The 24,049-nt window shown below is 47.6% G+C and carries 21 protein-coding genes; 8 read left to right on the top strand and 13 right to left on the bottom strand.

Annotation, left to right across the window (positions count from 1 at the left end):
• Positions 1–12 precede the first annotated feature (12 nt).
• Together ABNS04_RS07100 and ABNS04_RS07095 are read right to left on the bottom strand one after the other, a co-directional pair.
• Positions 13–1,101 carry an NADH:flavin oxidoreductase/NADH oxidase gene (locus tag ABNS04_RS07100; protein ID WP_272978140.1) on the bottom strand — a complete coding sequence of 363 codons (1,089 nt, stop codon included), beginning with the start codon at positions 1,099–1,101 and terminating at the stop codon, positions 13–15.
• 19 nt (positions 1,102–1,120) lie between these two features.
• A complete protein-coding gene (locus ABNS04_RS07095; RefSeq protein WP_272978141.1) occupies positions 1,121–1,975 on the bottom strand; it encodes a type 1 glutamine amidotransferase domain-containing protein in 855 nt (284 codons plus the stop codon).
• 107 nt (positions 1,976–2,082) lie between these two features.
• On the opposite strand from ABNS04_RS07095, the gene ABNS04_RS07090 reads away from it, so the two are divergent.
• The 4 genes from ABNS04_RS07090 to ABNS04_RS07075 are packed head-to-tail and all read left to right on the top strand — an operon-like array spanning position 2,083 to position 5,553.
• Positions 2,083–3,012, top strand: a complete 930-nt coding sequence (locus tag ABNS04_RS07090; protein ID WP_272978142.1) for a LysR family transcriptional regulator — start codon at positions 2,083–2,085, stop codon at positions 3,010–3,012.
• 10 nt (positions 3,013–3,022) lie between these two features.
• Positions 3,023–3,526, top strand: a complete 504-nt coding sequence (locus tag ABNS04_RS07085; protein WP_272978162.1) for a DUF1543 domain-containing protein — start codon at positions 3,023–3,025, stop codon at positions 3,524–3,526.
• Between the two features lie 9 nt (positions 3,527–3,535).
• Positions 3,536–4,429 (top strand): TIGR00730 family Rossman fold protein, encoded by an 894-nt coding sequence (locus ABNS04_RS07080; RefSeq protein ID WP_272978143.1) that lies wholly within the window; start codon positions 3,536–3,538, stop codon positions 4,427–4,429.
• Complete coding sequence (locus ABNS04_RS07075; RefSeq protein ID WP_272978144.1) at positions 4,426–5,553, top strand: DSD1 family PLP-dependent enzyme; 1,128 nt, start codon at positions 4,426–4,428, stop codon at positions 5,551–5,553. The genes ABNS04_RS07080 and ABNS04_RS07075 overlap by 4 nt, the downstream gene beginning before the upstream one ends.
• 44 nt (positions 5,554–5,597) lie before the next feature.
• Here ABNS04_RS07075 and pgsW read toward each other — a convergent pair whose 3' ends face one another.
• The 6 genes from pgsW to ABNS04_RS07045 form a co-directional block, all read right to left on the bottom strand.
• A complete protein-coding gene (gene pgsW, locus ABNS04_RS07070; protein ID WP_272978145.1) occupies positions 5,598–6,749 on the bottom strand; it encodes a poly-gamma-glutamate system protein in 1,152 nt (383 codons plus the stop codon).
• 12 nt (positions 6,750–6,761) lie between these two features.
• The gene (gene pgsC / locus ABNS04_RS07065; RefSeq protein WP_006954481.1) at positions 6,762–7,337 is read right to left on the bottom strand and encodes a poly-gamma-glutamate biosynthesis protein PgsC; all 576 of its coding nucleotides are present in this window, start codon (positions 7,335–7,337) and stop codon (positions 6,762–6,764) included.
• Positions 7,334–8,587 (bottom strand): poly-gamma-glutamate synthase PgsB, encoded by a 1,254-nt coding sequence (gene pgsB, locus ABNS04_RS07060; protein WP_272978146.1) that lies wholly within the window; start codon positions 8,585–8,587, stop codon positions 7,334–7,336. Before pgsB ends, pgsC begins: the two co-directional genes overlap by 4 nt.
• A 140-nt stretch (positions 8,588–8,727) precedes the next feature.
• Positions 8,728–9,948, bottom strand: a complete 1,221-nt coding sequence (locus ABNS04_RS07055) for an ectonucleotide pyrophosphatase/phosphodiesterase (RefSeq protein ID WP_272978147.1) — start codon at positions 9,946–9,948, stop codon at positions 8,728–8,730.
• A gap of 23 nt (positions 9,949–9,971) precedes the next feature.
• On the bottom strand, positions 9,972–10,307 hold the full coding sequence (locus tag ABNS04_RS07050) for a zinc ribbon domain-containing protein YjdM (RefSeq protein WP_272978148.1): 336 nt from the start codon (positions 10,305–10,307) through the stop codon (positions 9,972–9,974).
• Positions 10,308–10,369: 62 nt separating this feature from the next.
• A complete protein-coding gene (locus tag ABNS04_RS07045; protein WP_272978149.1) occupies positions 10,370–11,734 on the bottom strand; it encodes an SLC13 family permease in 1,365 nt (454 codons plus the stop codon).
• 44 nt (positions 11,735–11,778) lie between these two features.
• On the opposite strand from ABNS04_RS07045, the gene ABNS04_RS07040 reads away from it, so the two are divergent.
• Complete coding sequence (locus ABNS04_RS07040) at positions 11,779–12,678, top strand: alpha-L-glutamate ligase (protein ID WP_348671268.1); 900 nt, start codon at positions 11,779–11,781, stop codon at positions 12,676–12,678.
• 46 nt (positions 12,679–12,724) lie between these two features.
• Here ABNS04_RS07040 and ABNS04_RS07035 read toward each other — a convergent pair whose 3' ends face one another.
• Entirely contained in the window at positions 12,725–14,857 is a 2,133-nt protein-coding gene (locus ABNS04_RS07035; RefSeq protein ID WP_272978151.1) for a TonB-dependent receptor, read from the bottom strand.
• 198 nt (positions 14,858–15,055) lie between these two features.
• On the opposite strand from ABNS04_RS07035, the gene ABNS04_RS07030 reads away from it, so the two are divergent.
• Genes ABNS04_RS07030 through ABNS04_RS07020 form a run of 3 tightly spaced genes read left to right on the top strand, consistent with a single transcriptional unit; the run spans position 15,056 to position 17,704 of the window.
• Positions 15,056–15,988, top strand: coding sequence for an META domain-containing protein (locus ABNS04_RS07030; RefSeq protein ID WP_348671266.1), 933 nt, complete (start codon positions 15,056–15,058; stop codon positions 15,986–15,988).
• Between the two features lie 8 nt (positions 15,989–15,996).
• A complete protein-coding gene (locus ABNS04_RS07025) occupies positions 15,997–16,449 on the top strand; it encodes an Rrf2 family transcriptional regulator (RefSeq protein WP_272978153.1) in 453 nt (150 codons plus the stop codon).
• On the top strand, positions 16,439–17,704 hold the full coding sequence (locus ABNS04_RS07020) for an amidohydrolase family protein (protein WP_348671265.1): 1,266 nt from the start codon (positions 16,439–16,441) through the stop codon (positions 17,702–17,704). Before ABNS04_RS07025 ends, ABNS04_RS07020 begins: the two co-directional genes overlap by 11 nt.
• Before the next feature lie 9 nt (positions 17,705–17,713).
• Here ABNS04_RS07020 and ABNS04_RS07015 read toward each other — a convergent pair whose 3' ends face one another.
• The 4 genes from ABNS04_RS07015 to ABNS04_RS07000 all read right to left on the bottom strand — a co-directional run.
• The gene (locus tag ABNS04_RS07015; RefSeq protein WP_272978156.1) at positions 17,714–18,586 is read right to left on the bottom strand and encodes a MaoC/PaaZ C-terminal domain-containing protein; all 873 of its coding nucleotides are present in this window, start codon (positions 18,584–18,586) and stop codon (positions 17,714–17,716) included.
• 13 nt (positions 18,587–18,599) lie between these two features.
• The gene (locus ABNS04_RS07010) at positions 18,600–21,668 is read right to left on the bottom strand and encodes an SMC family ATPase (RefSeq protein WP_272978157.1); all 3,069 of its coding nucleotides are present in this window, start codon (positions 21,666–21,668) and stop codon (positions 18,600–18,602) included.
• Positions 21,665–22,813: an exonuclease SbcCD subunit D gene (locus ABNS04_RS07005; RefSeq protein WP_272978158.1), complete on the bottom strand. Its 1,149-nt coding sequence runs from the start codon at positions 22,811–22,813 to the stop codon at positions 21,665–21,667. The genes ABNS04_RS07010 and ABNS04_RS07005 overlap by 4 nt, the downstream gene beginning before the upstream one ends.
• Before the next feature lie 76 nt (positions 22,814–22,889).
• On the bottom strand, positions 22,890–24,049 hold a 1,160-nt coding region (locus ABNS04_RS07000), incomplete at its 5' end, for a BCCT family transporter (RefSeq protein ID WP_272978159.1).

Below are 24,049 nucleotides of genomic sequence, written 5' to 3'. Positions count from 1 at the left end.
TTAAAAGTGAGCTTAATACCGTTCTAACCAATGCGCATAAGGGGCGGGTAATACCCAAGACGGCTTCTCAACACGCAATGCTTTAGCAGTATCGTAAGGCCAGTGTGGGTTCGATAAATGTGCACGGCCAACCATCACTAAGTCTAACTGACCCTGTGCGACGGTATGTTCTGCCAGCTGTGGTAAATCCATTCCCCACGCCGATGCAACGGGAATATCCGCGGCGTTTCTGATGCGTTCAGCAATCGGCGCCATAAAGCCTGGTCCCCATGGAATATTGGCGTGCGGCGTTGAGAAACTGATACTGACGTTTAAAAAATCCAACCCTTCTGCTTTGAGTAACTCAGTTAACTTAATCGACTCTTGCAACTGCTCCTCGTCATTGCCATCAAATTCGATAACACCAAAACGTGCAGTTAGCGGGAAGTTATCGGGCCATACGGCTTTGACCGCCCGGACAGTTTCGACTAAGAAGCGTGCGCGGTTCTCAAATGACCCGCCATACTCGTCAGTACGCTGGTTAGCGTGTGGCGAGAAAAAGCTTTGACCAAGGTACCCATGAGCAAAGTGCAGTTCTAACCACTCGAACCCTAAGTCGCGAGCACGCTCTGCGGCAGCAACAAAGTCATTTTGCACACGCTTGATATCTTCTAACGTCATCTCTTTGGGTTGGCGAGGCAGGTTCGCACCAAAAGCGATTGGTGAGGGCGAGAGCGTTTCCCAGCCTCGGACGTCCTCTTCAGCAATATGGTCGTCGCCGTCCCATGGACGGTTGGCACTTGCCTTCCGTCCCGCGTGGCCAATTTGAATACCCGCTACCGCACCGGCGGCTTTGATGTTGTCGACAATCGGCTGCATCGCTTGTGCTTGCTCGTCATTCCACAACCCGGTGCAGTTTGGGGTGATACGTCCTTCAGGAGAAACTGCGGTCGCCTCAACAATAACTAAGCCCGCACCACCGCGCGCTAAGCTGGTGTAGTGACTGAGGTGCCAATCGTTGACCACGCCTTCTTCTGCCATGTACTGGCACATCGGAGGTACGGCAATACGGTTACGCAAACGAACATCTTTTAACTCAAATGGTTGAAATAAAGCTGACACGCTAAGTACTCCTTGTTGATTACTGCGCTTGTTCTAGTTGCTTAATTAACGCTTCTGCTAGAACTTTGTCGGAAAAAGGGTTCTGACCGGTAATCAGTTCGCGGTCGATAACGACGTTGGGCTGCCACGCTTCGGCTTGTTCGAGATTCGCGCCTGCGGCTTGCATCGCAGCGGCTGGGTAATAACGGATTTGTTTGCCATTAAGTGAGCGCTCGAAAACTTGTTCTTCTGGGGTCGAGAAGATAGTCATGTTATAGCCCTCGTAGATCCAATCTTGCGCTTGTGATTGACCTTCTTTCGCAAATTGGTCAATAAACTGTGTCGGCATTTGCTGTGGTGACAGCAGTGCAATAGGGCCGTGGCAAATTGCGGCGGTAGGCTTTTGTTGGTTGTGGAAATAAGTCAGTAGCTTACCGACTTCAGGATTACCGACCAAGTCAATCAGGGGTGCATGACCGCCAGGTATGAATAGACCATCAAATTGGCTCAAATCACTTTTGAGTACGTCGGCGAGTTTGTGGGTATCGTTAATGCCATCAAGGTTAGCGATGACTTTTTGAATGCGCTGCATTTCTTGCTCATCGCCGCCGAAATATTGTGTATCGACAGAACGTTGGTCGACCCGCGGTGCGTTACCTTTTGGAGTGACCAAAACGAGCTCGTAGCCCGCTTGCTGAAGCGCATCAGCCGGTACACCAAATTCGTTCAGGTAGTATCCCGTTGGATATTGGCTGCCATCAGCAAGTTCTAATTGTGTTTCACTGGAGAGTAAAACGAGTACCTTGCCCTTGCTCGCCACCGCTGCTTGGCAAAACAGCAATACTGCACCTAAAGTGGCAGTGAGTAAGAGTGACTTGATAAAACCGATTGTCATAAAGCCTCCAATTAAGGCGTAAATTTTGATGCGCTTATAGTAGCGTGTGTACTATCATTCGATAATAAGAAAAAATCTATTTGACCCATCGAAAAAATGAATAGCAAATGAATTTATACACTAAGGATATTAACCTTCTGTTGGTTTTTCATACACTTTATGAAGAGTTAAATGCTACCCGGGCAGCGCAACGTATGTCACTGAGTCAGCCCGCATTAAGTCATAAGTTAAATAAACTTCGCCACGAAATGGGAGACTCATTATTCGTGCGTGCAGCGAGGGGATTGACCGCGACACCGCGTGCCCATGAGCTTGCGCGTCAGATGCAACCACTTATTCATCAGCTCAGAAACTTTTATGAACAAACCGAAGGACATGATTATCTGAGTAGAACGGAGTCGATACGGATCTATACGACAGATTATATGGAGCAGGCGCTATTGCCTCATTTATTGCCTTTAGTTCGGCAAGCTGCACCTAATGTCACCATAGTTACGCAAAATACGCGAGGTCGTCTCCCACGCCAGGAGTTGGAAACCGGCGAATGTGATATTGCTATTGCAGGGTTTTACAGTGACTTACCTGACACGTTGCGACAACAACGCTTGATTGAGGAGCCATTTAAAGTATTAGCAGCTAGGGATAATCCGCATGTCATCGGCGGCTTTTCACTTGACGATTACTTAGAGTGTGAGCATTTACTTACTACCTTAACCGGTGATTTGAAAGGGTTGGTCGATCAAAAGCTGGCAGAGTTGGGGCGTGAACGTAGTATCGTTGCAGGTTTATCCAGTTTTATTGTGCCGACTCGGTTATTAACCGGGACGCGTTGGTTGCTGACTTGTTTGCGCTCAATAGCTGAGCAGGCGACCGTATTGGATGATAATTTAGTCATACTTGAACCACCCCTTGACCTTCCGAATGTGCAGGTAATGCAGATTTGGCATGAACGGACGGATGCTGATCCGATGCGTCGATGGTTAAGAAACACAATACAAGAGGTACTCCAACGTGTCTGCAGAGAGCACTCAAGTTAACCAACTTTTTATGATTTATATCGGCGGTAGCGCGCCGGGTGCACATATTGAGCTCCATGATGTGCGGTTTGCGGTCGCGCCAGTGATTGAAGCCACTTTTCCGGCATTACGACAGCAGTGGTTCGGTTCGCAGCAGGGTCTCCATATGGATAGCTACGTTGCCTTACATCATGTCGATGGCTATCGCATTTTGCTCACCAAAGAGCCCGTCGACAATCAGGGAGTATCCTTATACTTTGTGAATTTTGGTGGTTATTTCCCGGGTCGTTTGGCGGAATTCCATGATTTTACTGTAGTGGTGGCGAAGTCAGCCGCGGATGCTAAACAACGGGCACGAGTGCACGTTTCTGCCACAGGGCTTGCGGGCGCCGAACAACTGCATAAAGACGACTTGCTTGAAGTCGATGACTGCCTCAAGATTGATTTACTCGATGGCTATGCCATTAAACTTGAATACGATGGCGTGCAACAGCCGTTAAAGCCCGATTGGATGGGCTACCACCCTTTACCTTAGGATTCTCGAATGGCGGACAAACACCCCCTGCACCAACGACACCACGCTTCGGCTAAGCAGTCGGAAGAAGCCATCGCGCGACTGCAGAATAATGACAGTTATAAACTGGCATTTGCTGATAACGACTTTCTACTGGAAGATGATCTTCGTCATGTTCGATTGCAATTAGAGTACTTAAAGCCTGAGCGCGTGCTCGATAAGCATCAGATTGACGCGACGGTAGTCGTTTTTGGTAGCGCGCGTTTTTTATCACCGGAACAGGCGCAATATAACCTCGATATTGCGCAAGCTGAGCTTGATAAAACCCCCAACGATGCGACCACTAAAGCACACTGGATTAAAGCAAAGCGGGATTTAAAGAACAGCCGCTATTACTCGGAGTCGCAGAAATTTGCGCATTTAGTTACTGAGCACAGCCAGAATTACCCTGAGCATCGGGTTGTGGTAATTTCAGGCGGTGGTCCAGGTGTGATGGAGGCGGCTAATCGCGGTGCGACTGAGGCCGGTGGTGAGAGTATCGGCCTTAATATTGTGTTACCCAAGGAGCAATATCCGAACCCTTACATCACGCCCGAGTTTTGCTTCCAATTTCACTATTTTGCCATTCGAAAAATGCATTTCTTGATGCGGGCACGCGCTCTCGTTGCTCTCCCAGGCGGCTACGGCACGTTAGATGAGTTGTTCGAGACGCTCACCCTAATTCAAACAAAGAAAATCGATCCGGTGCCTATTGTACTGATAGGCAAAGGCTTTTGGTCGAAGTTAATTAATTTCGACTTATTAATTGAAGAGGGTTTAATAGCGCCCGATGACGTGAAGTTGTTTACGTTAGTGAATACGGCCGAAGAAGCGTGGGCGCATATCTGCCGATGCTATGAACTCAATGAGGGAATAAATAAATGACATGGGATGCTCTGGAAACGCCTTATTTACGTGTTGATCGTCCGCGGTTTGATGCCAACATCAAGCGTTTGAATTGCCATCTTAGTATATTAAAGACGCCCTTACGGCCCCACGTAAAAACGCTCAAATCGCTGCCTGCGGTTAAGGCTATCTTTAATGGTGGCACGGGACCGATTACCGTATCGACGCTAAAAGAAGCTGACTTTTTTGCAGAACACGGCTTTTTTGACCAAATCTATGCAGTGGGAATTGCGCAGAACAAATTGCCTCACGTTAAACGATTGATCGAACAAGGCGTTGATTTAAAAATCATCTTAGAAAGTGAGACACAGGCGCTTCAGGTGGTCGAGTTTTGCCGTTTGCATGACATCGTTATTCCCGTGCTTATTGAAATTGATTGCGATGGCAGCCGCGCAGGCTTAACTGCTGAGAGCCCTGCGCTGATGGATGTCAGCCAGATCCTGGCGCAAGCTCAACTTTTTAAAGGTGTTCTGTTGCATGCAGGTGGCTCATACGGTTGTACGACGCGTTCAGAAAAAGTCGCGGCGGCTGAGAACGAACGCGCGACTGCTGTTCATGTGAAGGAGCGGCTTGAATTGGCAGGAATTGACTGTCCGATGGTCAGTATCGGTTCTACGCCTACCGCACACTTTGCTCAAGATCTGACAGGCGTGACGGAAGTGCGTGCCGGTGTTTATACATTTTTTGATTTAGTGATGGCGAATATCAATGTGTGCTCACTTGATGATATCGCGTTATCTGTGGTGACTACTGTCATAGGGGTGAAGCCGGAGAAAGGTTGGATCCTCGTTGATGCGGGCTGGATGGCGTTATCGCGCGACCGCGGTACAGCATCGCAAGCGGTCGATTATGGTTACGGTATGGTGCTAGATGCTGTAGGACGACCACTTCCCGACTGGATTGTAGAGAGCGCTAGCCAAGAGCATGGGGTTATTAAACATCGTTCAGGTTCGAGTGCGATACCCACCACTGTTCAGGTCGGCGATAAACTACGTATTCTTCCAAATCATGCCTGTGCCACAGCGTCTCAGTTCGATAAGTACTATGTCGCTGATGCAGAGGGACAATTGAGCGAACAATGGTCGCGGTTTAATTTCTGGTAACAAAAAAGGAGCCAGTTGGCTCCTTTTTTATGAGACCGAGGTGTTTATACCATCGGTTTAGTACCTTTACCGCTGCTACTATCGCGACGCCAGAGGCTGGTGATCCGCGCTGAGCGTACGATGAGCCAAGTGAGTCCAAACAATGCCACAGCAAGTCCGAAAGCGAGCAACCGGCTGTAGGTGCTTGAAGAATAGATACCACCATTACCGACGGGTACCGGCTCGGGCGGCATCAGTGGAAGTCCGTAGCGTTCCGCCATTTTCTTAATGCCGATAAAATGAATGCCTGGGATATTCTCTTGTAAGAAGTAGCCCATCACTGTATCCACCGCGTATGCACGAGCAGGTGCGTCATACTGTAGTCCTGACTTAAACATATCATCGATACCTGGAGGACCTACGATAGTTGCACCACCACCGACGTTGACGAACGCTTTGTAGTTACGATCGGATGAGTATTCACGGAAAATCGCGATACGGTCGGCCACCGCTTCTTGGTAGTTCGCCGGCTCAATAATCGGCAAGCCAGCGCGCTCAATCGTTTGACGAATCGATTGAATACCGACTTGTGGAATACCAATGCCGCGGTCCTCGATACCGCCAATCGAGGCATACTTAGGTTCGAACGAAATCACGCCGGCTTTGTTGAGTTCACGTGCCATGTCCAACCATAAGAAACCGGGTACGTTAGCCCCCCACTGCGATGACGATGCCGAAGCGATAATAATCGGCTCCGCTTCCATGGCTTCTAATGCAGAATACACGGCAAGATTAAGAGCAGGGAAAGAGCCAGAGACCGTTACCGCGACTAAGTCACCTTTTTCAACGCCTGCTTTAGCTAATAGTTTAACCGCCACGGCTGCCCAGTTGGGGTTCACTGTGGTCTGTTTAGACTCGCGTCCACCGTGGTTGGTCGTGACGATGCTGTTATCGAGACCGACAAAGCCCGAGCGTTGAGGATCGAACTCTGGGTTAATCGGCTCCTTTTCAGCGCGCAAGGGACGGATAACTTCCATTCCTTGGCGCATAATTTTTGCAGCCGTTACCATGGTGGCATAGTTTTCGTCCACGATTGGATCGGTTTCTTTAACGTTTTCGACCGCGAGTAAAGCAATTAATGCCGCGATCATTAATACGATGAGTCCCCAGGCTGGCACACCTGAAGAACGCCAATAAATCTTAGTAAAACTACTCATTTGGGATTCTCCTTACCAGCCAGGCATGTGGAAGGCGCTGCTTGCTTCATACATCTGCAACGCTTCAGGCATGATGACAATCAGTGCGAGGCGCACCAATACGGCGGTGACGGCCAGGCCGCATAATGTCTGTAGAACACCTTGGCGTTCAAACCAGATCGCTATCAGACCGGGAATAATATAGCCGATAATATTGCTCGACATGACGGCCATCATAAAGGATGACTCCAGTGTCGCGACTTGTGCTTGTGCATCGTCGCCCCCCGCAACCATTTGTAAGTCGACCCAGTTAACCAAACTGCCGAGGAACAAATCCATCAAGCCTGCGATGAGATAGCCAGTCAGGATCATAATGATCGTTTGTCGACGTCCATAGATAATGGCAAAACTGGATATTACGCGCACAATCAAGAACGTGAGTAAGGCGGCGACGAGCGTAATCACCAGACTCATGGGTTCGGTCAGTTGCAGGGCAACATAACCAGGAACAACGAGGCCACCTGCGGCGAGTCCGAGCGTTTGTGTGAGCAATAAGGTAAAGAATAATCCGATGCCAATGGCAACGGCTAAAATATTTAATGCGATCACAGGTCTTCCTCCTTCAAGGAACGGTTTTGGAAGAACCGAGCGACTTCTTCGCCGCCACCATGAATGTTACACATGCCGACAACGAGTGCACTGTTGCCAGCTTCTTCCAGCAAGGTTTCGGTAATATCAGTAATGGCTGCGTTCTCCATTACGAGAATTTTTTCTGGGTCGAGTCCGTATTTCACTGCGGCGCGAACAAAAATAAAGGTGCCCGATCCCATTAGGATGTAGCGGTCAGCTTGGGTCCACTCAACAGCCGCTTCAGCCATTTGCTGAGAACGGTGCGGACGGTCGGCACGACAGTTGATTAATACGATACGTCTGCGCTCATTACCGTGCTTTTCCAACATGTTTTCCCAAATTTTACCGGTCGACTCGGGATCGTTTGCTGCAAATGCATTAACGAAAACAATTTCGCGGCGGAAATAATTTACGTGAAGTACTTGCATAGCACCGGCTTCGGGTTCGAGTCCAATCATGCCTTGCAACGCCTGCTCTCGCTCAACACCTAAGTGCTCGCAAACTTTTAATGCTAACGCCACATTCTCAGCGTGTTCAGAATATTTAAATTGCTTGAGAATATCGTCGCTGATGGCCTCGACCTCTTGTTCAGTGACGCCGTGTAGCTGGCTGTTGCGGTCTTTGGTCGAGTGCTCGAAAACACCCAGTAAATCGCGTTCCGCGGTAAAGAGGTTACCCTTGACAGGCGTGCTACCTGCTAATGCTAGAGCCACATCCTCTTCGCCCGGACCCATGACATCCAGGTGGTCAGCGCGCGCATTGGTGATGACGCCTACGTTGGAGCGCACCATACGCAGTTCGCTGAGCGATTGGTAATGTGGCTGCAATGCCATACATTCCATCACTACAATTTCGGGTTTAAGTGAGGCCATGCGTTTGAGCGTACGCATTTGCTCGATAATGTTGGCACCGCTAATGCGGTAGATAGGAAACTCTCTTCCTTGAGGGTCAGTGATAGCGGCTGCAGAGCCGGTGGTTTTAGCGCAAATACGCTTGCCACCTGATCTTAAGCCCGCTGCGATAAGCCGGGTGACACTGGTTTTGCCGCGGGTCCCATTAACATGCACTCGTACTGGAATTTTATCGACCAGTAATTTGTGCCGGAACGCTTCAAACGCCGCAGCGATAACCAGTAAAAGCCAGATCGCAGCGACAATTCCGAGCAGGATGGGAATATCGTTCATCCAATATCCCTCGGCCCAATACTGTGACGAGAGTGTCTCTGCCATAATTTAAATAGCCTTTTAGGTTATGAATATACATACGAACGTGCATGTATATATTTAGCGAACTGCAAAGAAAAATACCAAGTATTTTAGTAATCTTTACAATTCGCTCGGCTATATAAAACAGATCACTCGAAGGCGAATTATTTATTTAGAATAGGTTTTAAAACAGCTATTTCGCCATCAATTTGGGTCATTAATTTTAGGTCTAAAATATCTGCCATTAGTGGATATATGTGAATATTTTCAAACCGATCGATAGTCATCCCGTTTTTAAACGCTGGACCCACTGCGACAAATAAACCATCCATGTCACGATTGTTATAATAACCGTGCGTGCCACCGTCGGAGCGCTCTTCGACAGGTCGAGTTGCGAAACTCACCGGTGCATCAGTTGAAAGCACGATGGCGGGCTTACGAGGGCCATCACTGACATGTAATTGTTTAAGCTTGTCATCGGTTTCAACGCGATAGCCAAGGTCGCTACTGTTCTCTAGTTGTGTTCGAAGTGCCGCAATATCATCAGCGCTGGTGTCTTCGTTAGCATAAATGAGATAGCGTGTTTGCGAATTTACGGTGGTAAATTCTTCTTCGTCAATAGCTAGGTCATCTTCCTCGATCATGGCATCCGCTTTAATCGGTGCCATACCGTGGTCTGAAACCACGATTAAGTTGACTGAGCCTTCGGTTTCGTCCTGAATACGTTGCCAGAGCTGGCCTATCAGCTTATCGACGGCTTGAACCGCGCCTTTTGTCTGCTTCGAGTCAGGACCAAACTTATGACCCATTGAGTCAACGATTGAAAAGTAGCCGGTGATCATTCGAGGGCGACTTTGCTCAGGCAACTGCAACCATTGAATAATTTGGTCAACCCGCTGCTGGTTAGGCGTGAAATTGCTGTAGGGATAGTAATAAGTGGGCGTGCGTCCATTGATGCGCGCGCTGGATTCTGGCCAAAAGAAGGTCGCTGACTTAACGCCTTGAAACTCCGCTAAATTCCAAATTGGTACGGTATGTAACCAAGTACCATCCTTTGCACCGTCCGCCATTTTGTAGCGTTGTTTGCGCTCAGTATCATAAAAATTATTATCAACGATACCGTGGTGTGATGGGTACTGACCGGTGACTATGGAAAGATGGTTTGGAAACGTTTTAGACGGATAAACCGGCATCAGCCCTTTGGCGCGAACGCCTTGCTCAGCTAGATGACTAAGATGCTCGGCGTGATGTTGCTCGATATAGTTGTAGCGAAAGCCATCAATAGAAATAAGCACAATAGTCTGTTGGTCAGCTTTTGCAAAGGCTGACGTCGCGGCTAATAAACCACTAAAAACTAATAGTAGTGAGGTAAGAAAACGTTGCATGGCATATTCCCTGATTCGATCTATTAGACCTTTTTAACAAACTCAGATTTCAATTTCATTGCACCTACACCGTCAATCTTGCAATCGATATCATGATCGCCATCGACTAAACGAATGTTTTTAACCTTAGTGCCGACCTTAACAACTAATGATGAACCTTTGACTTTAAGGTCTTTAATAACGGTGACGGTGTCGCCATCATTAAGCTCATTGCCATTGGCATCACGAATCACTTTATTGTCTTCATTGCTCTCGTCATGCGGTGACCATTCGTGTCCGCACTCAGGGCAGACTAATACGTTACCGTCTTCGTACGCGTATTCAGAAGCGCATTGTGGGCAAGCAGGCAATTGATCCATCGAGAGACTCCATCTTTAAAAAGCGCTCAGTTTACCTGAGTTTGCTTAACAGAACATTTGATTTAGACCAAAACCATGACAATTGCGGTCGTTACAAACGCTAGAATAATGTTTAGTACAACGCCTGTGCGCGCCATATCGCGAATGCTGATGCGATTAGACGCAAATACAATTGAGTTAGGTGGCGTTGCTACGGGCATGCAAAATGCACAGCTGCAAGCAATCACCGCTGGAATCATGAGTATCTCAATAGGCTGATTAATGGCCTGTGCGGTTGCTGCTAAAATGGGCATTAGAAGCGTTGCTGTGGCTGTGTTAGAGGTAAACTCGGTCATAAATGAAACCGCCAGCGTGAGTACCAGTATCAACAACCACAGTGGCCATTCTCCTAATACCGTTAAAGACTCGCCCATTAACGTGCCGAGACCACTTGCCATGACGCCTTTAGCGAGACAAATACCGCCCGCGAATAATAATAAAATACCCCATGGGATGTCTTTCGCTAGCGACCAATCGAGTAAGGTGGGTTGTTGCTTTTCTCCCGTTGGAATAATGAACATGGCCAGCGCACCCGCTAAAGCGACAGTCGCATCGTTCAGTGCGGGTAGCCCCAACAGACCTGTCCAGCCGCCAAACGGGGTGGTGCGCATCACCCACAGTAATACCACGACACCAAACACAGTCAGCACGCGTCTCTCATAAGCTGACATTTTATCTTGTTGGGGTAATTGTAATGGCATGCTCAAATGAATGTTACGAGTGAGATACCAAGCCATTAATGGAATGCTGATAACCATCATGGGTATGCCAATACCTAGCCAACGCGTGAAGTCGAAGCCCTGCCCTGAGATATTTTCATATATTGAGGCAAATATAAGATTAGGTGGGGTGCCCACTAAGGTGGCAATACCACCCACCGACCCTGAATAGGCAAGACCTAATAATAGGGCTTTTTGGAATGGCTTGTTGTCGGTGGCATCTGCAAGTGCCAATGCCACGGGCAGCAAAGCCAACACACTCGCGGTGTTAGAGATCCACATCGAAAGGAAGGCGGTTGCACACATGAACGCGACAACGATGCGACGGCCACTGTCGGGGCCAATGAGCGCAATTAATGACAGTGCGAGTCGCTTGTGTACGCCGCTGGCTTCAATGGCTTTTGCCATCATGAACGCCGCCATGAATAGCAGAATAATGTTATCGCCTAAGGCTGTCGCCGCCTCTTTAGGGTCAAGCACACCAATAATGGGTAGTAAAATAAAAGGTAGCAACGCCGTTATCGCTAGTGGAATACATTCAGAAACCCACCACCAAGCCACCCATATGACGATTGCTAAAGTCAGCGCAGCATCAAGCGGCATGTCTAAACTTCGTGTTACTATGACACTTAATAGGGCGGCAATAGGGCCGATGACTTTATGGGACATGAGCGACCTTTAGACGTGTTCTTTTTATTGTAGGGAAGTGTAGCATGCGCGATATCGTAATCTTGCACGAAAATGAAGAATGGTTGAAGCCTCTATACGAAGCGTTCGAAGAACGTGGCGTGACACCTAAAAGCTGGTTTTTAGATGAAGGTGTTGTACCGTTTCACAATCAGCCTGATGATGCGGTTTATTACAATCGAATGAGCGCGTCGTCACATACGCGGGGACATCGCTTCGCCCCCGAGCTGACAAAATTGGTGTTAACTTGGTTAGAAAGCCAGAATCGTACCGTCGTGAATGGTTCGCAAGTGTTAGCGCTAGAGCTGTGTAAACTTTCACAGTATGCCGCATTGCAACGTTCAGGCTTGTCGGTACCGCGCACTTTTGCAGCGGTGGGTAAAGCACAACTGGTGGAAGCTGCGAAGCAATTTAATGACTGGCCGTTAATCGTTAAGCCTAACCGCGGGGGGAAAGGGCTCGGCGTACAAAAGTTCAATCAGCTTGATGAGTTGGTTGCTTACACAGAGAGTGCCGACTATGAGGAGCCGCTCGATGGCACCTGGTTAGTGCAACAATACATAAAAGCTAAATCACCGGTTATTACGCGGGCTGAATTCGTCGGTCAGAAGTTCGTTTACGCGGTGCAGGTTAATACTGAACAGGGTTTCGAATTATGCCCAGCGGATGCTTGTGAGATTGCTGAAAAATTCAAAATTACCACGCGTTTTAATGAACACTCGATTATTCATCAATTGGAAACGTTCTTACGTAGTAATGACATTGACGTAGCAGGCATTGAGTTTATTGAAAACAGTCAGGGTGAGCTGTTTGTTTATGATGTCAATACCAATACAAATTATAACCAAGACGCCGAGCAGCGTGCGCACGTTGCTAAAACTGGCATGGGTGCATTGGCGGATTATTTAATCGCATTAGCCGGATAGAAAAATGACCGAGCTCTTGATGAGCCCGGTCGCTTGTACTTTACCACTAAAATTTATAGTCGATACCCATCCAAACGGTCTGTGGTTTGTTTGGGCGCGCACCATCAGGTGTACGTGCAACGATCGCTTGCTGATCGAAGATATTTTCGACTTTTACATAGACGGATGTCTGCGTGTTAAGTTCGTAGCGGCTGACTGCATCGGTAACGAATAGAGACTCTGTTTCGTTAAACGCCGCAGTGCTGTTGTTACAGCCTACGCTGACACACATAGAATCAATATATTTAAAGTTGAGGTAGTTAACCCAGCCGGCATTATTATCAAGGCTAATGCGGACGTTTGCCGTGTGCTCTGGAATATCGTTTAAGCGATCGCCGTCCATAAGACCCGACACTGCATTATCTTTACTGATCTCACCTTGAGTGTAGGTGTAAGCAATATCAACCGGAATCAAAAACTTGCCCGCAGCAAAGGTGTGTTGCGCTTGGAACTCTAAACCTTGCACAACCGATTCGCCAAGTACATAAGTACCTGATTCAGCACCGTTATCACATGGTGTAGCGATAGAGCACAACTGGGTGGTGTCGCTAAAGTCGCTATAGAATGCAATGGCTTCAACAAAAGTATTTTGTTGTTGATAGCGTAGGCCGGCTTCGTAGTTGATACTCGTTTCTGGCTCTTGGTTTTCTGTTGCACCGCCACCGAGTGGTGAAAAGCCTTTGTGGATGCCCGCAAGCACCTGCCATGAGTCGCTTAAGTCGTAGGTAAACGATGCGCCGGGTAGCCACTCATCGCTTGAGTTGGAACGGAATGCTGGCGCAGTAGTACGTGCAGCCTCATCGTACTGGTTACGGAATGATGATACATCTTCGTAACGCAAGGCTAAATTAACTTTTAGCGCTTGGTTAACTTGCCAACTATCGGTCACCCAGAGGCTGGTTGCATCGGCACCTTCAATACGGTTATTGCTACCGGAAGGGCTGACCGTGGATTGATAGACTAAGCTGCCGTTGATTTGGTCGAAGATCTCCACAGGTTGAAAGCGATCCATTTCATCCGTGTGGTCGCGCCCACCGACTTCAAGTGCATGCGCGCCAAGTTGCCACTGTGCATTGAGCTCAATGCCATAGCTTTCATAAGCGCGGTTATTATGTTTGTATTCAAGGTCGAAGGCATCTTCGGTACCGTCAAGAATACCTTGTGCTAGCATGTCGCCTTGGTTCGCGGCACTAACATACGACCCACCACCGTTGAGCTTAAACCAGTCACGTTTGAATTCGTTACGATATGCGACAGCATTGAGCGTAACATCACTGTTTACATCAAAGCCGTAAGCCAAGCTAAAGCCTTTATGGCTGTTGTCCATTTGGTCAATCGATGAGATGCCGTAACGACGATTTGGTGTCTTCGCGAAATCGGCATCGGTTAGGCCAAGATAGGTCTCGTTAGAGATTTCTTCTGAGTACTGCGCCTTGAAAAGCAGGTGGTGTGGTCCTTGATCAAAGCTCAGCTTTGCGGTGTAGTCTTGAATATCATAGCCGCTGTCGCCATGACTGCGATCAATGGCTTTAAAACCATTACTCTCGCGTTGCACTGTCTCAAGTAAGAAGCCCCAAGCGCCTTGCGTGCCACCGACATAAGCATGAATATCGTTACTGCTGAACTCACCCCATTGTGCTAATACCTGACCTGAAATAGCTTGTTCAGGAATGGGAGTAGATACCAGGTTAAGCACGCCGCCCGTTGTTTGAGGGCCGTAACGCAGTAATGGTGCCCCTTTCAGTACTTCAACAGAGGCCATGCGCATAGTGGTTGGGAAATAATACGCTGCTGGGTTTGAATAAGGGGCTGGCGCCATCATCACACCATCTTCTAATAGTGTGACTTTACTTACCCGCCCCGCATTTGCGGCGCGAATACCGATGTTTGGACGTAGCCCGAAGCCGTCTTCTTCTAACACGTAAACGCCCGGAAGGGTTTTCATTAACTGGTTAATATCGGTGGGTACTTCAACGCGCATTTGTTCTTCATCTATCACGGCTGATGAGCCTGCAATCTGACGCGCTTGTTCGGTTGAGCCAATAATTTTTATTGTTTCGATCTCAGTATTCTCTTCCGCGATTACCAGCGGGCTACTTAGCAAGCTTGCGATAGCTAATGCGATCGGGGCTTTATTCATGGTTTATCTCCACACGTTATTTTGATGCGGCAGATAGTAATTAAAATACGAATAATTCGCAATTAAAAATTAAGAATTTATTAACTCTTTATTTAGCAAAGGTGCATTTAATGTAAACGCGCAGTTAATTGCTTGAGCTTTTAACCTGGCGCGGTATGCTGACAATCAACGTTTTATATTAATTTTGTTGGGTTGATTATGTTGCGGTTTGCAGTCGTTATTTTTCTGACTAGTGTCATTGTCGCCGGGTGCTCGTCTTCTTCGCAACGAGATATGAGCCAAGAGCAGGTGTTTATTTGTGGCGCTTATACGGTGTATACCGAGTGGCAGAATGAGCAACTTAAAGTACGCTTTGGGGATCGTCATGACACATTGAAGCAGCAGCGCGTGGCATCCGGTGCTAAATTTGTCTCTGATGACGGTGAAAGTAGCTTCTGGAATAAAGGCAATATGGCCACATTTATCTGGCGGGGCGAGTCACTTCCTGAGTGCCGAGCTGCTGACTCCCTTCCCAAAGCGTTTTCAGCATCCGGAAATGAACCATTTTGGGCATTATCGCTAGAGGGGCAAGAGCTCGAAGTAAGTACGCCAGAAAAAGAGTGGATTGCTTCAGTGACATCTGTTCAGCCTTTGCTTGAAAACGGCACCGTATCACAGTGGCGACTCGCGACCGCGAACGGTGATCAAGTAGATATTCGGTCCGAGGTGTGTCGGGACACGATGAGCGGTATGGTCTATCCTTTTTCTGTGAGTTACTCCGGACAGTTTGACGGTGTCGGGTGTGGTGGTGAGACACTGAGCTTATTACAAGGACCTAAGTGGATTTTGACCGAAACCAATGCATCGATGACACCATCATCTAATATGTACATTCAATTTTTAGCCGATGGCAAGCTAGTGGGGTCTGATGGGTGTAATCGTCGTTTTGGACAATATCAGTTTGGTAGCGAAATGATTCATTTAAAGTGGGTAGGCAGTACACGTCGTGCCTGCTCGGAATCCATTATGCAGGATGCAACCACCTTTGCCGAAGCTGTTAATAATGTACGGTCAATTAGCTTTGAAGATAATCGGCTCATTATAGAAAGTCGTAACGGGACCCAATTAAAGCTAAAAAATGAGAAGCCTTAGGAAATCGCGTGCAACTAAAGAAATACACAGATTATGGATTACGGGTACTGATTTACTTGGCGGCAGCAGAGTCCGATGAGCGAGCAACGATAAACGATTTAAGTAGCGTATTCTCGGTATCTAAAAATCATTTAAATAAAGTGGTTCACCACTTGGGTAAGCTTGGTCTGATAAAGACGTGGCGAGGCAAAGGCGGCGGCTTTTCACTCGCCGTGGATGCCCGTCACACACGTTTGGATACGGTTATCCGCCAGCTTGAAGGGGATGAAGACTGGATTGATTGTCTGAACCCAACTTGTAAGATTTACTCAGTATGTGATTTGAAGGGAATTATCCACGCAGGTAAAGAGCAGTTCTATAGTTACCTTGCTAAATACACCATTGCTTCGTTGGTTGAAAGGCCCGAGGAAATCAAAGTGCGTTGGCACATAGACACTCAGGAGTTGAACGATGAATCATAGAATAGCGCTTGGGTTGGTGTTGGCAGTCTGTAGTTCTGCTGCGCAGGCAGATGGCTGGTTACATTGCGGTAACCTATTTGATAGCGAACAAGGTAAGTTGGTTGGCGAACGCTATGTTCACTTTAATGCAAATAAAATCCTTGCCGTGACGTCTGATAAACCTGCGGCAGACAGTGTTGATCTCAGTGATAAAACCTGTCTCCCAGGATTAACTGATTTGCACGTCCATTTGGATGGGCAGTCGGGGCCGGGCGCCTATCTGAATCGTTTTACCGAAGGACCCGCCGATCTTGCGTACACTGCTCAAAATTACGGTATGAAGACTTTGCTAGCGGGTTTTACTACGGTGCGTAATCCAGGCGACTCCTATAATGTGACGCTCGCTTTACGAGATGCGATCAAGGCGGGCAAGGTTAAAGGGCCACGTATCTATAGCGCTGGAAAATCACTTGCGACCACTGGAGGACATGCTGATCCTACTAACGGTGTGAGACCCGATTTGATGGGAGAACCCGGTCCTAAGCAGGGGATTGTAAATAGTCCATCGGATATAAAGGAAGCGATTCGTCAGCATTACAAAGATGGCGCAGACTTCATAAAAATCACGGCTACCGGAGGCGTGTTAAGTATGGCTTCAAGTGGTGACAATCCTCAGTTTACTGATGAAGAGCTTGAAGCATTGGTCGCGATTGCGGATGACTATAATTTCCACATCGCTGCGCACGCGCATGGCAAAAGCGGTATGTTGCGTGCCGTCAATGCGGGTATCGATACCATTGAGCACGGCACTTATATGGATGATGAGGTGATCGCAGCGATGAAGGCTAATGGAACTTACTTAGTGCCTACGATTATGGCGGGTAAGTTCGTTGCTGAAAAAGCAAAGATCGACGGCTACTTCCCGGCTGTGGTTAAACCCAAAGCACTTGCAATTGGACCTAAAATTCAAGATACCTTTGCCAAAGCTTATAAAGCCGGTGTGAAAATTGGTTTTGGCACTGACAGCGGTGTATCAGCGCACGGCGATAATGCTAAAGAATTTGAGTACATGGTTGAGGCGGGAATGCCTGCGAATCAAGCCATTCAAGCGGCGACAATTGCCGCCTCAGATATTCTAAGAGACCCGCGTTTAGGTCGTATTAAAAGCGGTTCATACGCGGATATCATTGCCGTGGATGGTAATCCGCTTGAAGACATTACGGAGCTACAGCGAGTGACCTTTGTTATGAAGGATGGTGAAATTCACAAACAATAGAACGGCTGATTACGAAGGGAAACGGATCTTCCCTTCGAGTTGTACTTGCGTATTATCGTTGTTTCGGACTTCGTAACCTTCCGATGATTCAGTGTTGCGCCATAAACGTATACGCGCAGGTAGAATGACAGGGCGTTTAAATGTCACATCAATATAATTAGCGCTTTTTCCTTCGATGCGTTCAAGGTCGGCTTGCGCTCTTGCCATCATATACATCCCGTGAATAATGGGCTTATTAAAACCAAACCAACGCGATGTAAATGGGTGTAGATGGATGGGGTTAAAGTCACCCGAAACACGAGCATAGCGTCGGCCGAGGCCCGAGCCTAATTGCCAGTGATGTAAATAGGTCCAATCTGGCTTTTCGATCTTCGTCTCAGGCTTCTTAGCGCGAGGAGCTTCTTTGCCTTGTGCTTTCATGACCTGGTACGTACTCTCGCACCGCACAACTTCTTGACCATCTTGAAAGAAGCTGACTTCAAATTTAGGACGTAACCGACGCGGAGATACTTGAGGACCACGAGCCGGAACGCTGACGGATGCTTTGATATAAAAAGGTTGGTCGGTCTTGATGTTGCCTAACTGCTCTAATCGATTGTTTAAATGCACCAAACCCGGGGCTGGCCAAGGAAACCGTTTATCGAGCATCTGGGCTAAATGGGTTCTTTGCGCTAAGCAATAGAAAAGCGATAGCGGTATATCACTGACAAAGTCACCAAACATAGTTTTATAGGCGCTTATTCGCTTGCTAGAGAGGGCTTCTAAACTATACTCATGCTCGATTTTATCCGCTTCTGCTTCGCTATTGTCGTTACGTAGCAAGGTGAGTAACGAACGTGCGAGCATGCCGGGCATTGCTGGGAGCGTTGTTGGTGAATGCATGACACCATCCATATTAGTTATTTACCCTCGTCGTGATGTGGCTACCATATTGACCTTTATGAACATCGATGCGCATATCAATACGTTCTTTTAATTCTCGCACATGGGAGATGATTCCGACACTCCGACCACTGGCTCTTAGATTGGCGAGCACATCGATAGCGGCATCTAATGCTTGCTCATCAAGACTGCCGAAGCCCTCATCAACAAACAACATATCGAGTTTAATTCCCCCCGAATACTGCTGAACCACTTCGGAGAGTCCGAGCGCCAATGCGAGTGCTGCTTGGAAGCTCTCGCCACCGGAAAGTGTCTTAGTGGAGCGTTGGATGCCCGTGTAAGCGTCCGTCACCGCGAGGTTCAAACCGCTTGCGGAGCGAGCGTCATTGACTTCGTTTTCGCGCACTAATTGATACCGATGGTGCGTCATTTGAGCTAAATGCTGCGATGCAACAATTAGTATATCATCTAGTAGAACACTTAATATAAATCGGTGCAAACTTAAACGTTGGTCGTTTTGTCCATTTGTCAGGTTTGCAAGTGTACCAATATTGGCATACTTGGCTTCTAGCTCTTTGTTCTGTGTTGCCAACTGACGTAACCGCTGCGCTGCCTTTTCGTTGTTAAATAATGCGCTTTGCTGCTGGTTAAATTGAGTCTGTTCCGACTCAAAATCTTTACGTAACTTTTCGAGTCGTAAGGTTAATTGCTCGGTATCAGCGGGTTGAATGTCATCGACATAGCGTTGTAGCTCTGCGATCATTGAACGCAGCTCGACCATACGTTGATTATGCTCCGCCACCGCTGAATTAAGTTGCTCAAGTTCAGGTTCACTGACGTGCGCCGACTGAAATTCGTTGTATGTGGCAAAGGGGCTACTGGCGAGCTGTGCTTGCCATGCTTTTTCAGCCGCTTCGAGCGCTTGCGCGAGTCGTTTGTTTTCTTCTACTTCGGCCTTTAATTGAGTGCGTGTCGCATGGTATTGCTCAGACTGCTGTTGCATCGCATGCTGTGCTTGCTCGAATTGCTTTTCAAGCTGACGCAGCTGCTGCTTAATTTGATCTATCCGTGGTTTAACTTCCGCAACATTGATATCACTTTGTTGCCAACGTTGATTTAAGTGTTCCAGGTCAGCATTTACGCGAGCATGCTGAGCTTTAACTTCAGTGTACTTAGCGCGACACTGTTCAAGTTGGTGTTCCAATTCACTGCGCTGTTGTTCCGCCTGATCGAGTTTGCTTTGAAGGGTTTGGCGGCGAGTTAATAGTTCTGCGCGTGTTCTTCGTTCGTCATTTAATTGGACTTGTTGTTGCTCAATCAATGCTTCCGATAAATCGGTGAATTCAGATAACTGCTGATTTAACTGACGTTCATGTTCATTTGCTTTCGTGAGTGCTGTTTGTTCATCATAAAACGCCTGCTCGGCAGCTCTATAGGTTGCTCGTGCGTGCTCAAGCTCATGCTGCGAAACTAATGCTGTTGTGTCTGATTGAGCGGGGTCCGGATGCTGTTTGCTGCCACACACAGGACAAGGTTGTTGCGGCTTAAGCTGGCTGGCAAGCAAGGGAGCTTGGCTTGCCAGCCAGCGTTGCTCGAGCTCGTTGGCGCGGTTATAAGCCTGTTGTTTGTCGTCCAGCCTTTTCTCTAACGCGTGCTGCAATTTAGCTTGGTCATTTTTAACTGTCGTCGCTTGCTCAGTGAGCTGTTGCTTTTTTAGCAGTTGCTTGCGTTGCTCAGACAATGCCTGCACACGAACTTCTAACTCAGGCAACTCATCAATTTTTGATTGCACCTGCAGTTGTTCTGATCGTAGCCGCTTAATATCTAACTGAACGGCATCATACGAAGCTCTTAGTTGTTTCCCCTCTTTTTCTTGCAACGCAAGCTTAGATTGATGTTGCTCGACTTGCTTTGTCAAACCTTCTAATTGTTCAACGGTTGGTAATAGCTCTTCTAATCGCTGGAGAGTCGTTCTAAGCGAATGATTCTGTTCAAGTTTCGTCTTAGCCTCTTGGAGACTCGTCTGAGCAACCTTTAGCGTCTTAGCTTGCTGTTGTTGTCTGGTTTCGAGCTGTAGTTGCTTTTCTTGACTTGTCTTGACGTGCTTCTCGTTTTGCTGCCATTCGTTATATGTCGGCAACAAGCGAATGGCAGCTTGAGCGGCTTTGATTTGCTGCTGTTTATAATCGATATCCGCTTGTTTGGCTTTTAATGCATCCTGTTGGTGTTTAGCGTGTTGTAAATCTTTGTATTTGGCGTTGCGCGTGTGTTGTTGCTTAAGTTGGTAATCGGTGTCGTTGATCTGTTGTTGAAGCTGGTTTAGAACAGTTTGCTTAGCTTCTAACTGCGGCTTTAGATCAGCGATGTGTTGCTCAAGCTGTGTTAGATCCTCACACTCGGAGCCGTCGAGGATATGCGCTTTTTGCTGTTCGAGTTGCTCAAAGCTCTTTTTGAGTTCGCTTGCTTGCTGCTTAAATAATTCTTCGTAGCGCTTGAATCGTTGAGTTTGGAACAGTTGCGACAGAATCGTTTCGCGCTCATTCGCATCGGCATTAAGTAGTTCGCGAAACTTGCCTTGTGGTAATACAACGACCTGACGGAATTGTTCAGCCCGCAAACCTAGCAACGTTTCTATGTGTTTATTCACTTCGGTAACTTTGCGCGTCTCGAGCGGCTGCCAATCCATTGCGTTCGGCGACTGATCGTTTGACCACTCCCCTTGCAACTGATACAGCGATGCCGTGGTACGCCGCTCCACTTTGCTGTTCCCACGCTGGCCGAGTATATGCTGTGTAGGCTGACGCATCACTCGATAGGTCTTTTCACCTACGGCAAAGATAAACTCAACTTCAGTGGCACAGTCGTCCGCTGCGTGGTCGCACCGCATTTGTTTGCCGATACGATCTTGCCCTGTAGTTTCTCCGTAAAGTGCAAAGCTGATGGCGTCGAGCAATGTTGTCTTCCCGGCACCGGTGGCTCCGTTGATTAAAAAGAGTGGGTGTTCACCCAGTAACGTAAAGTTTATCGACTGCTGCGTAGGGAAGGGACCAAATGCCTGCATGTTAAGAACGAGTGGTTTCAAGATTCTGACTCCTCTTGTTCAATCTGTTGGATCACCTGATTAATGCTGGCTTTTTGCTCCGCAGTTAGGGGGGTACCATAGACTTCAGTAAAAAAGTCATGGATGAGTTCGTTATCCGCCTTTTTTAGTTGCTCCTGGCCACTTGTGTCTGATGCTTTACGGATGTGCTCAAGTTGCTCTTTGCGCAGTTGCATTAAGTTCGGGTAATGGGCGCGTAGCTTTGCCATCGGATATAAGATCGCTTGCTTATCGGTCAATATTGCCTGGATAAAGTCGTTACGCTGAGGATCGTGTTCCGCTTGAGCAATTAGCTCTGCTAGTGTGCCTTTGAGCACTCGCATATCCCGACTCGGCTTCAGAGAAATCTGTTGAATGTTCTGTACACCTTTCTCGTTAACATCGAGCAACGTAATGGACTTGCTTTGGTTGACTTCCGAAAAACTATATTTCATTAGCGATCCACTGTAACGAATATGTTCCATACCTTTATGCTGAGGTTGGTGCAAATGACCCAACGCGGCATAATCAAAGTCCTTAAACAACTGCCAATCAACGCGATCGGCACCGCCTATCGATAGAGGACGCTCCGATTCTGATTCTGAGGCGCCATCTAAATAGCAGTGACTTACAATCATATTCAGATGATCGGGGTTTCGTTCTGCATTGATTCGGTCAACGATCATTTGGTGAGCCGTATTAAATTCTTTACAATCGGTATCTAGCCAGTTATTCACTTGTAGAGGGTCGTGAAAGGGGACGCACCAAATATCGATCGTGGTTGCCGAATCATTCAGTACGATGGGCTCCAAAGCTTGCGGTAATTCGGTGACTAAATGAAGGTTGGATTGTTTTAGTAAGGAGGTTGCGAATCCTAATCGCTCTGCGCCATCGTGATTTCCTGATATCGCAATAATCGTTTTCTGACGCGAGACTGCGACTTCTTCAATAAAGTCGTTAAATGCGCTAATAGCCGCTGATGGAGGCACAGAACGGTCATAAATATCGCCTGCAATGATGACGGCGTCGACCGCTTGCTGGTCAATAATCTCCACTATTTGTTGGAGTAATTCAATTTGCTGCTCTAGTAACGACTGCTGGTGAAACAGGCGACCTAGATGCCAGTCTGAGGTATGTAGGATCTTCATGATATGTCGCTGGACGTCGAACAAAAACTCAGTATATCAGATAAAAAAAGCCCCCATCGCTGAGGGCTTAAATTGTCTACTTATTGGTTTCGATGTCTTGTAAATCCTCATCGTGTTTTTCCATCTCCCATGGCAACACGCCTGGGCTGTGATGTCTGAAGTGCAAGTAATTTTCAAACTGGTTAATGACATCATTAATAATATCTGTCATTTCGTAACCATAGAGGTCGTATGACTGACCGCCCTGGCGCAAGAATAATTCGGCACGATAGTAGTGCTCATTCTTGTGACTCGGACGTAGCACGAATTGTGGCATCGAATACTCGCGTAAACGAATCTCGTAGGCAAAGTCGAGGTCGCCTTCGCGTTCGACCGTCAGCATAATACGCTCATGCTCCTCGTCTTTAGTGAATCGAGCGGGCCAATCTTGTGTTTCGAGCTCGGATTTTACCTTTTCTAAAGCTTCGCTCGCACGACCATAAATAAACTCTTTTACTTCGCTTTGTTGTGGGAACTTGACCAAGCCACGTAGACGTTTCTTCCAATAGTCGGGGCCTTCATTAACGCCACGGCGATGAGACTGACGGTGGCTCTTCAGGCTTGAATACTGGTGACCCTCAATAACTAGCGCGCGCCACATGCCGACGGCAGCAATTAATATAACAATTGCAAACGGAAAGGCGCTTGTGATGGCCGCGGTTTGTAACGCATTTAAGCCTCCTGCGACAAGTAGCACCGCAGCAACAACGCCTTCGGTCGATGCCCAAAATACACGTTGCCATACGGGCGTTTCACCCACACCGCCAGAGGCTAATGAGTCGACAACGAGCGAGCCTGAATCAGACGAAGTAACGAAGAAAGTGATTATCAATAGCACGGTTGCGAAACTGAGCACATTAGTAAGTGGCAAGTTTTCAAATAGCTTGAACAACGCGATAGCCTGGTTGTTTTGCACCTCAGAGATTAACGAGGTATAGCCCTCGTTCATAATCATGTTAAGCGCTGTATCTCCAAATACTGCGAACCAAAAGAAAGTGAAGAAGGTTGGCACTAACATGACACCCAATACGAACTGACGAATCGTGCGCCCCCGACTGATTTTGGCAATAAATAGCCCGACAAATGGTGCCCAAGCGATGGTCCAACCAAAGATAAAGAGTGTCCAGTTGCCTATCCAGTCACTGCGAGTATAGGCCTGCAGGTTAAAGGTTCGTTCGACGATACCGCTCAGGTATG

The organism is uncultured Idiomarina sp., from assembly GCF_964010655.1.
Taxonomy (GTDB): domain Bacteria; phylum Pseudomonadota; class Gammaproteobacteria; order Enterobacterales; family Alteromonadaceae; genus Idiomarina; species Idiomarina baltica.
This window is presented reverse-complemented; position numbering and strand designations above follow the sequence as displayed.

What these genes read in the sequence shown, in the direction of transcription:
- ABNS04_RS07090 (WP_272978142.1), top strand. Translation starts at nt 2,083, where the DNA reads ATGAATTTATACACTAAGGATATTAACCTTCTGTTGGTTTTTCATACA.
- ABNS04_RS07085 (WP_272978162.1), top strand. Translation starts at nt 3,023, where the DNA reads ATGATTTATATCGGCGGTAGCGCGCCGGGTGCACATATTGAGCTCCAT.
- ABNS04_RS07020 (WP_348671265.1), top strand. Translation starts at nt 16,439, where the DNA reads ATGAATCATAGAATAGCGCTTGGGTTGGTGTTGGCAGTCTGTAGTTCT.
- ABNS04_RS07040 (WP_348671268.1), top strand. Translation starts at nt 11,779, where the DNA reads ATGCGCGATATCGTAATCTTGCACGAAAATGAAGAATGGTTGAAGCCT.
- ABNS04_RS07075 (WP_272978144.1), top strand. Translation starts at nt 4,426, where the DNA reads ATGACATGGGATGCTCTGGAAACGCCTTATTTACGTGTTGATCGTCCG.
- ABNS04_RS07035 (WP_272978151.1), bottom strand. Translation starts at nt 14,857, where the DNA reads ATGAATAAAGCCCCGATCGCATTAGCTATCGCAAGCTTGCTAAGTAGC.
- ABNS04_RS07005 (WP_272978158.1), bottom strand. Translation starts at nt 22,813, where the DNA reads ATGAAGATCCTACATACCTCAGACTGGCATCTAGGTCGCCTGTTTCAC.
- ABNS04_RS07095 (WP_272978141.1), bottom strand. Translation starts at nt 1,975, where the DNA reads ATGACAATCGGTTTTATCAAGTCACTCTTACTCACTGCCACTTTAGGT.
- ABNS04_RS07055 (WP_272978147.1), bottom strand. Translation starts at nt 9,948, where the DNA reads ATGCAACGTTTTCTTACCTCACTACTATTAGTTTTTAGTGGTTTATTA.
- ABNS04_RS07080 (WP_272978143.1), top strand. Translation starts at nt 3,536, where the DNA reads ATGGCGGACAAACACCCCCTGCACCAACGACACCACGCTTCGGCTAAG.
- ABNS04_RS07050 (WP_272978148.1), bottom strand. Translation starts at nt 10,307, where the DNA reads ATGGATCAATTGCCTGCTTGCCCACAATGCGCTTCTGAATACGCGTAC.
- ABNS04_RS07015 (WP_272978156.1), bottom strand. Translation starts at nt 18,586, where the DNA reads ATGCATTCACCAACAACGCTCCCAGCAATGCCCGGCATGCTCGCACGT.
- pgsW (WP_272978145.1), bottom strand. Translation starts at nt 6,749, where the DNA reads ATGAGTAGTTTTACTAAGATTTATTGGCGTTCTTCAGGTGTGCCAGCC.
- ABNS04_RS07030 (WP_348671266.1), top strand. Translation starts at nt 15,056, where the DNA reads ATGTTGCGGTTTGCAGTCGTTATTTTTCTGACTAGTGTCATTGTCGCC.
- pgsB (WP_272978146.1), bottom strand. Translation starts at nt 8,587, where the DNA reads ATGGCAGAGACACTCTCGTCACAGTATTGGGCCGAGGGATATTGGATG.
- ABNS04_RS07045 (WP_272978149.1), bottom strand. Translation starts at nt 11,734, where the DNA reads ATGTCCCATAAAGTCATCGGCCCTATTGCCGCCCTATTAAGTGTCATA.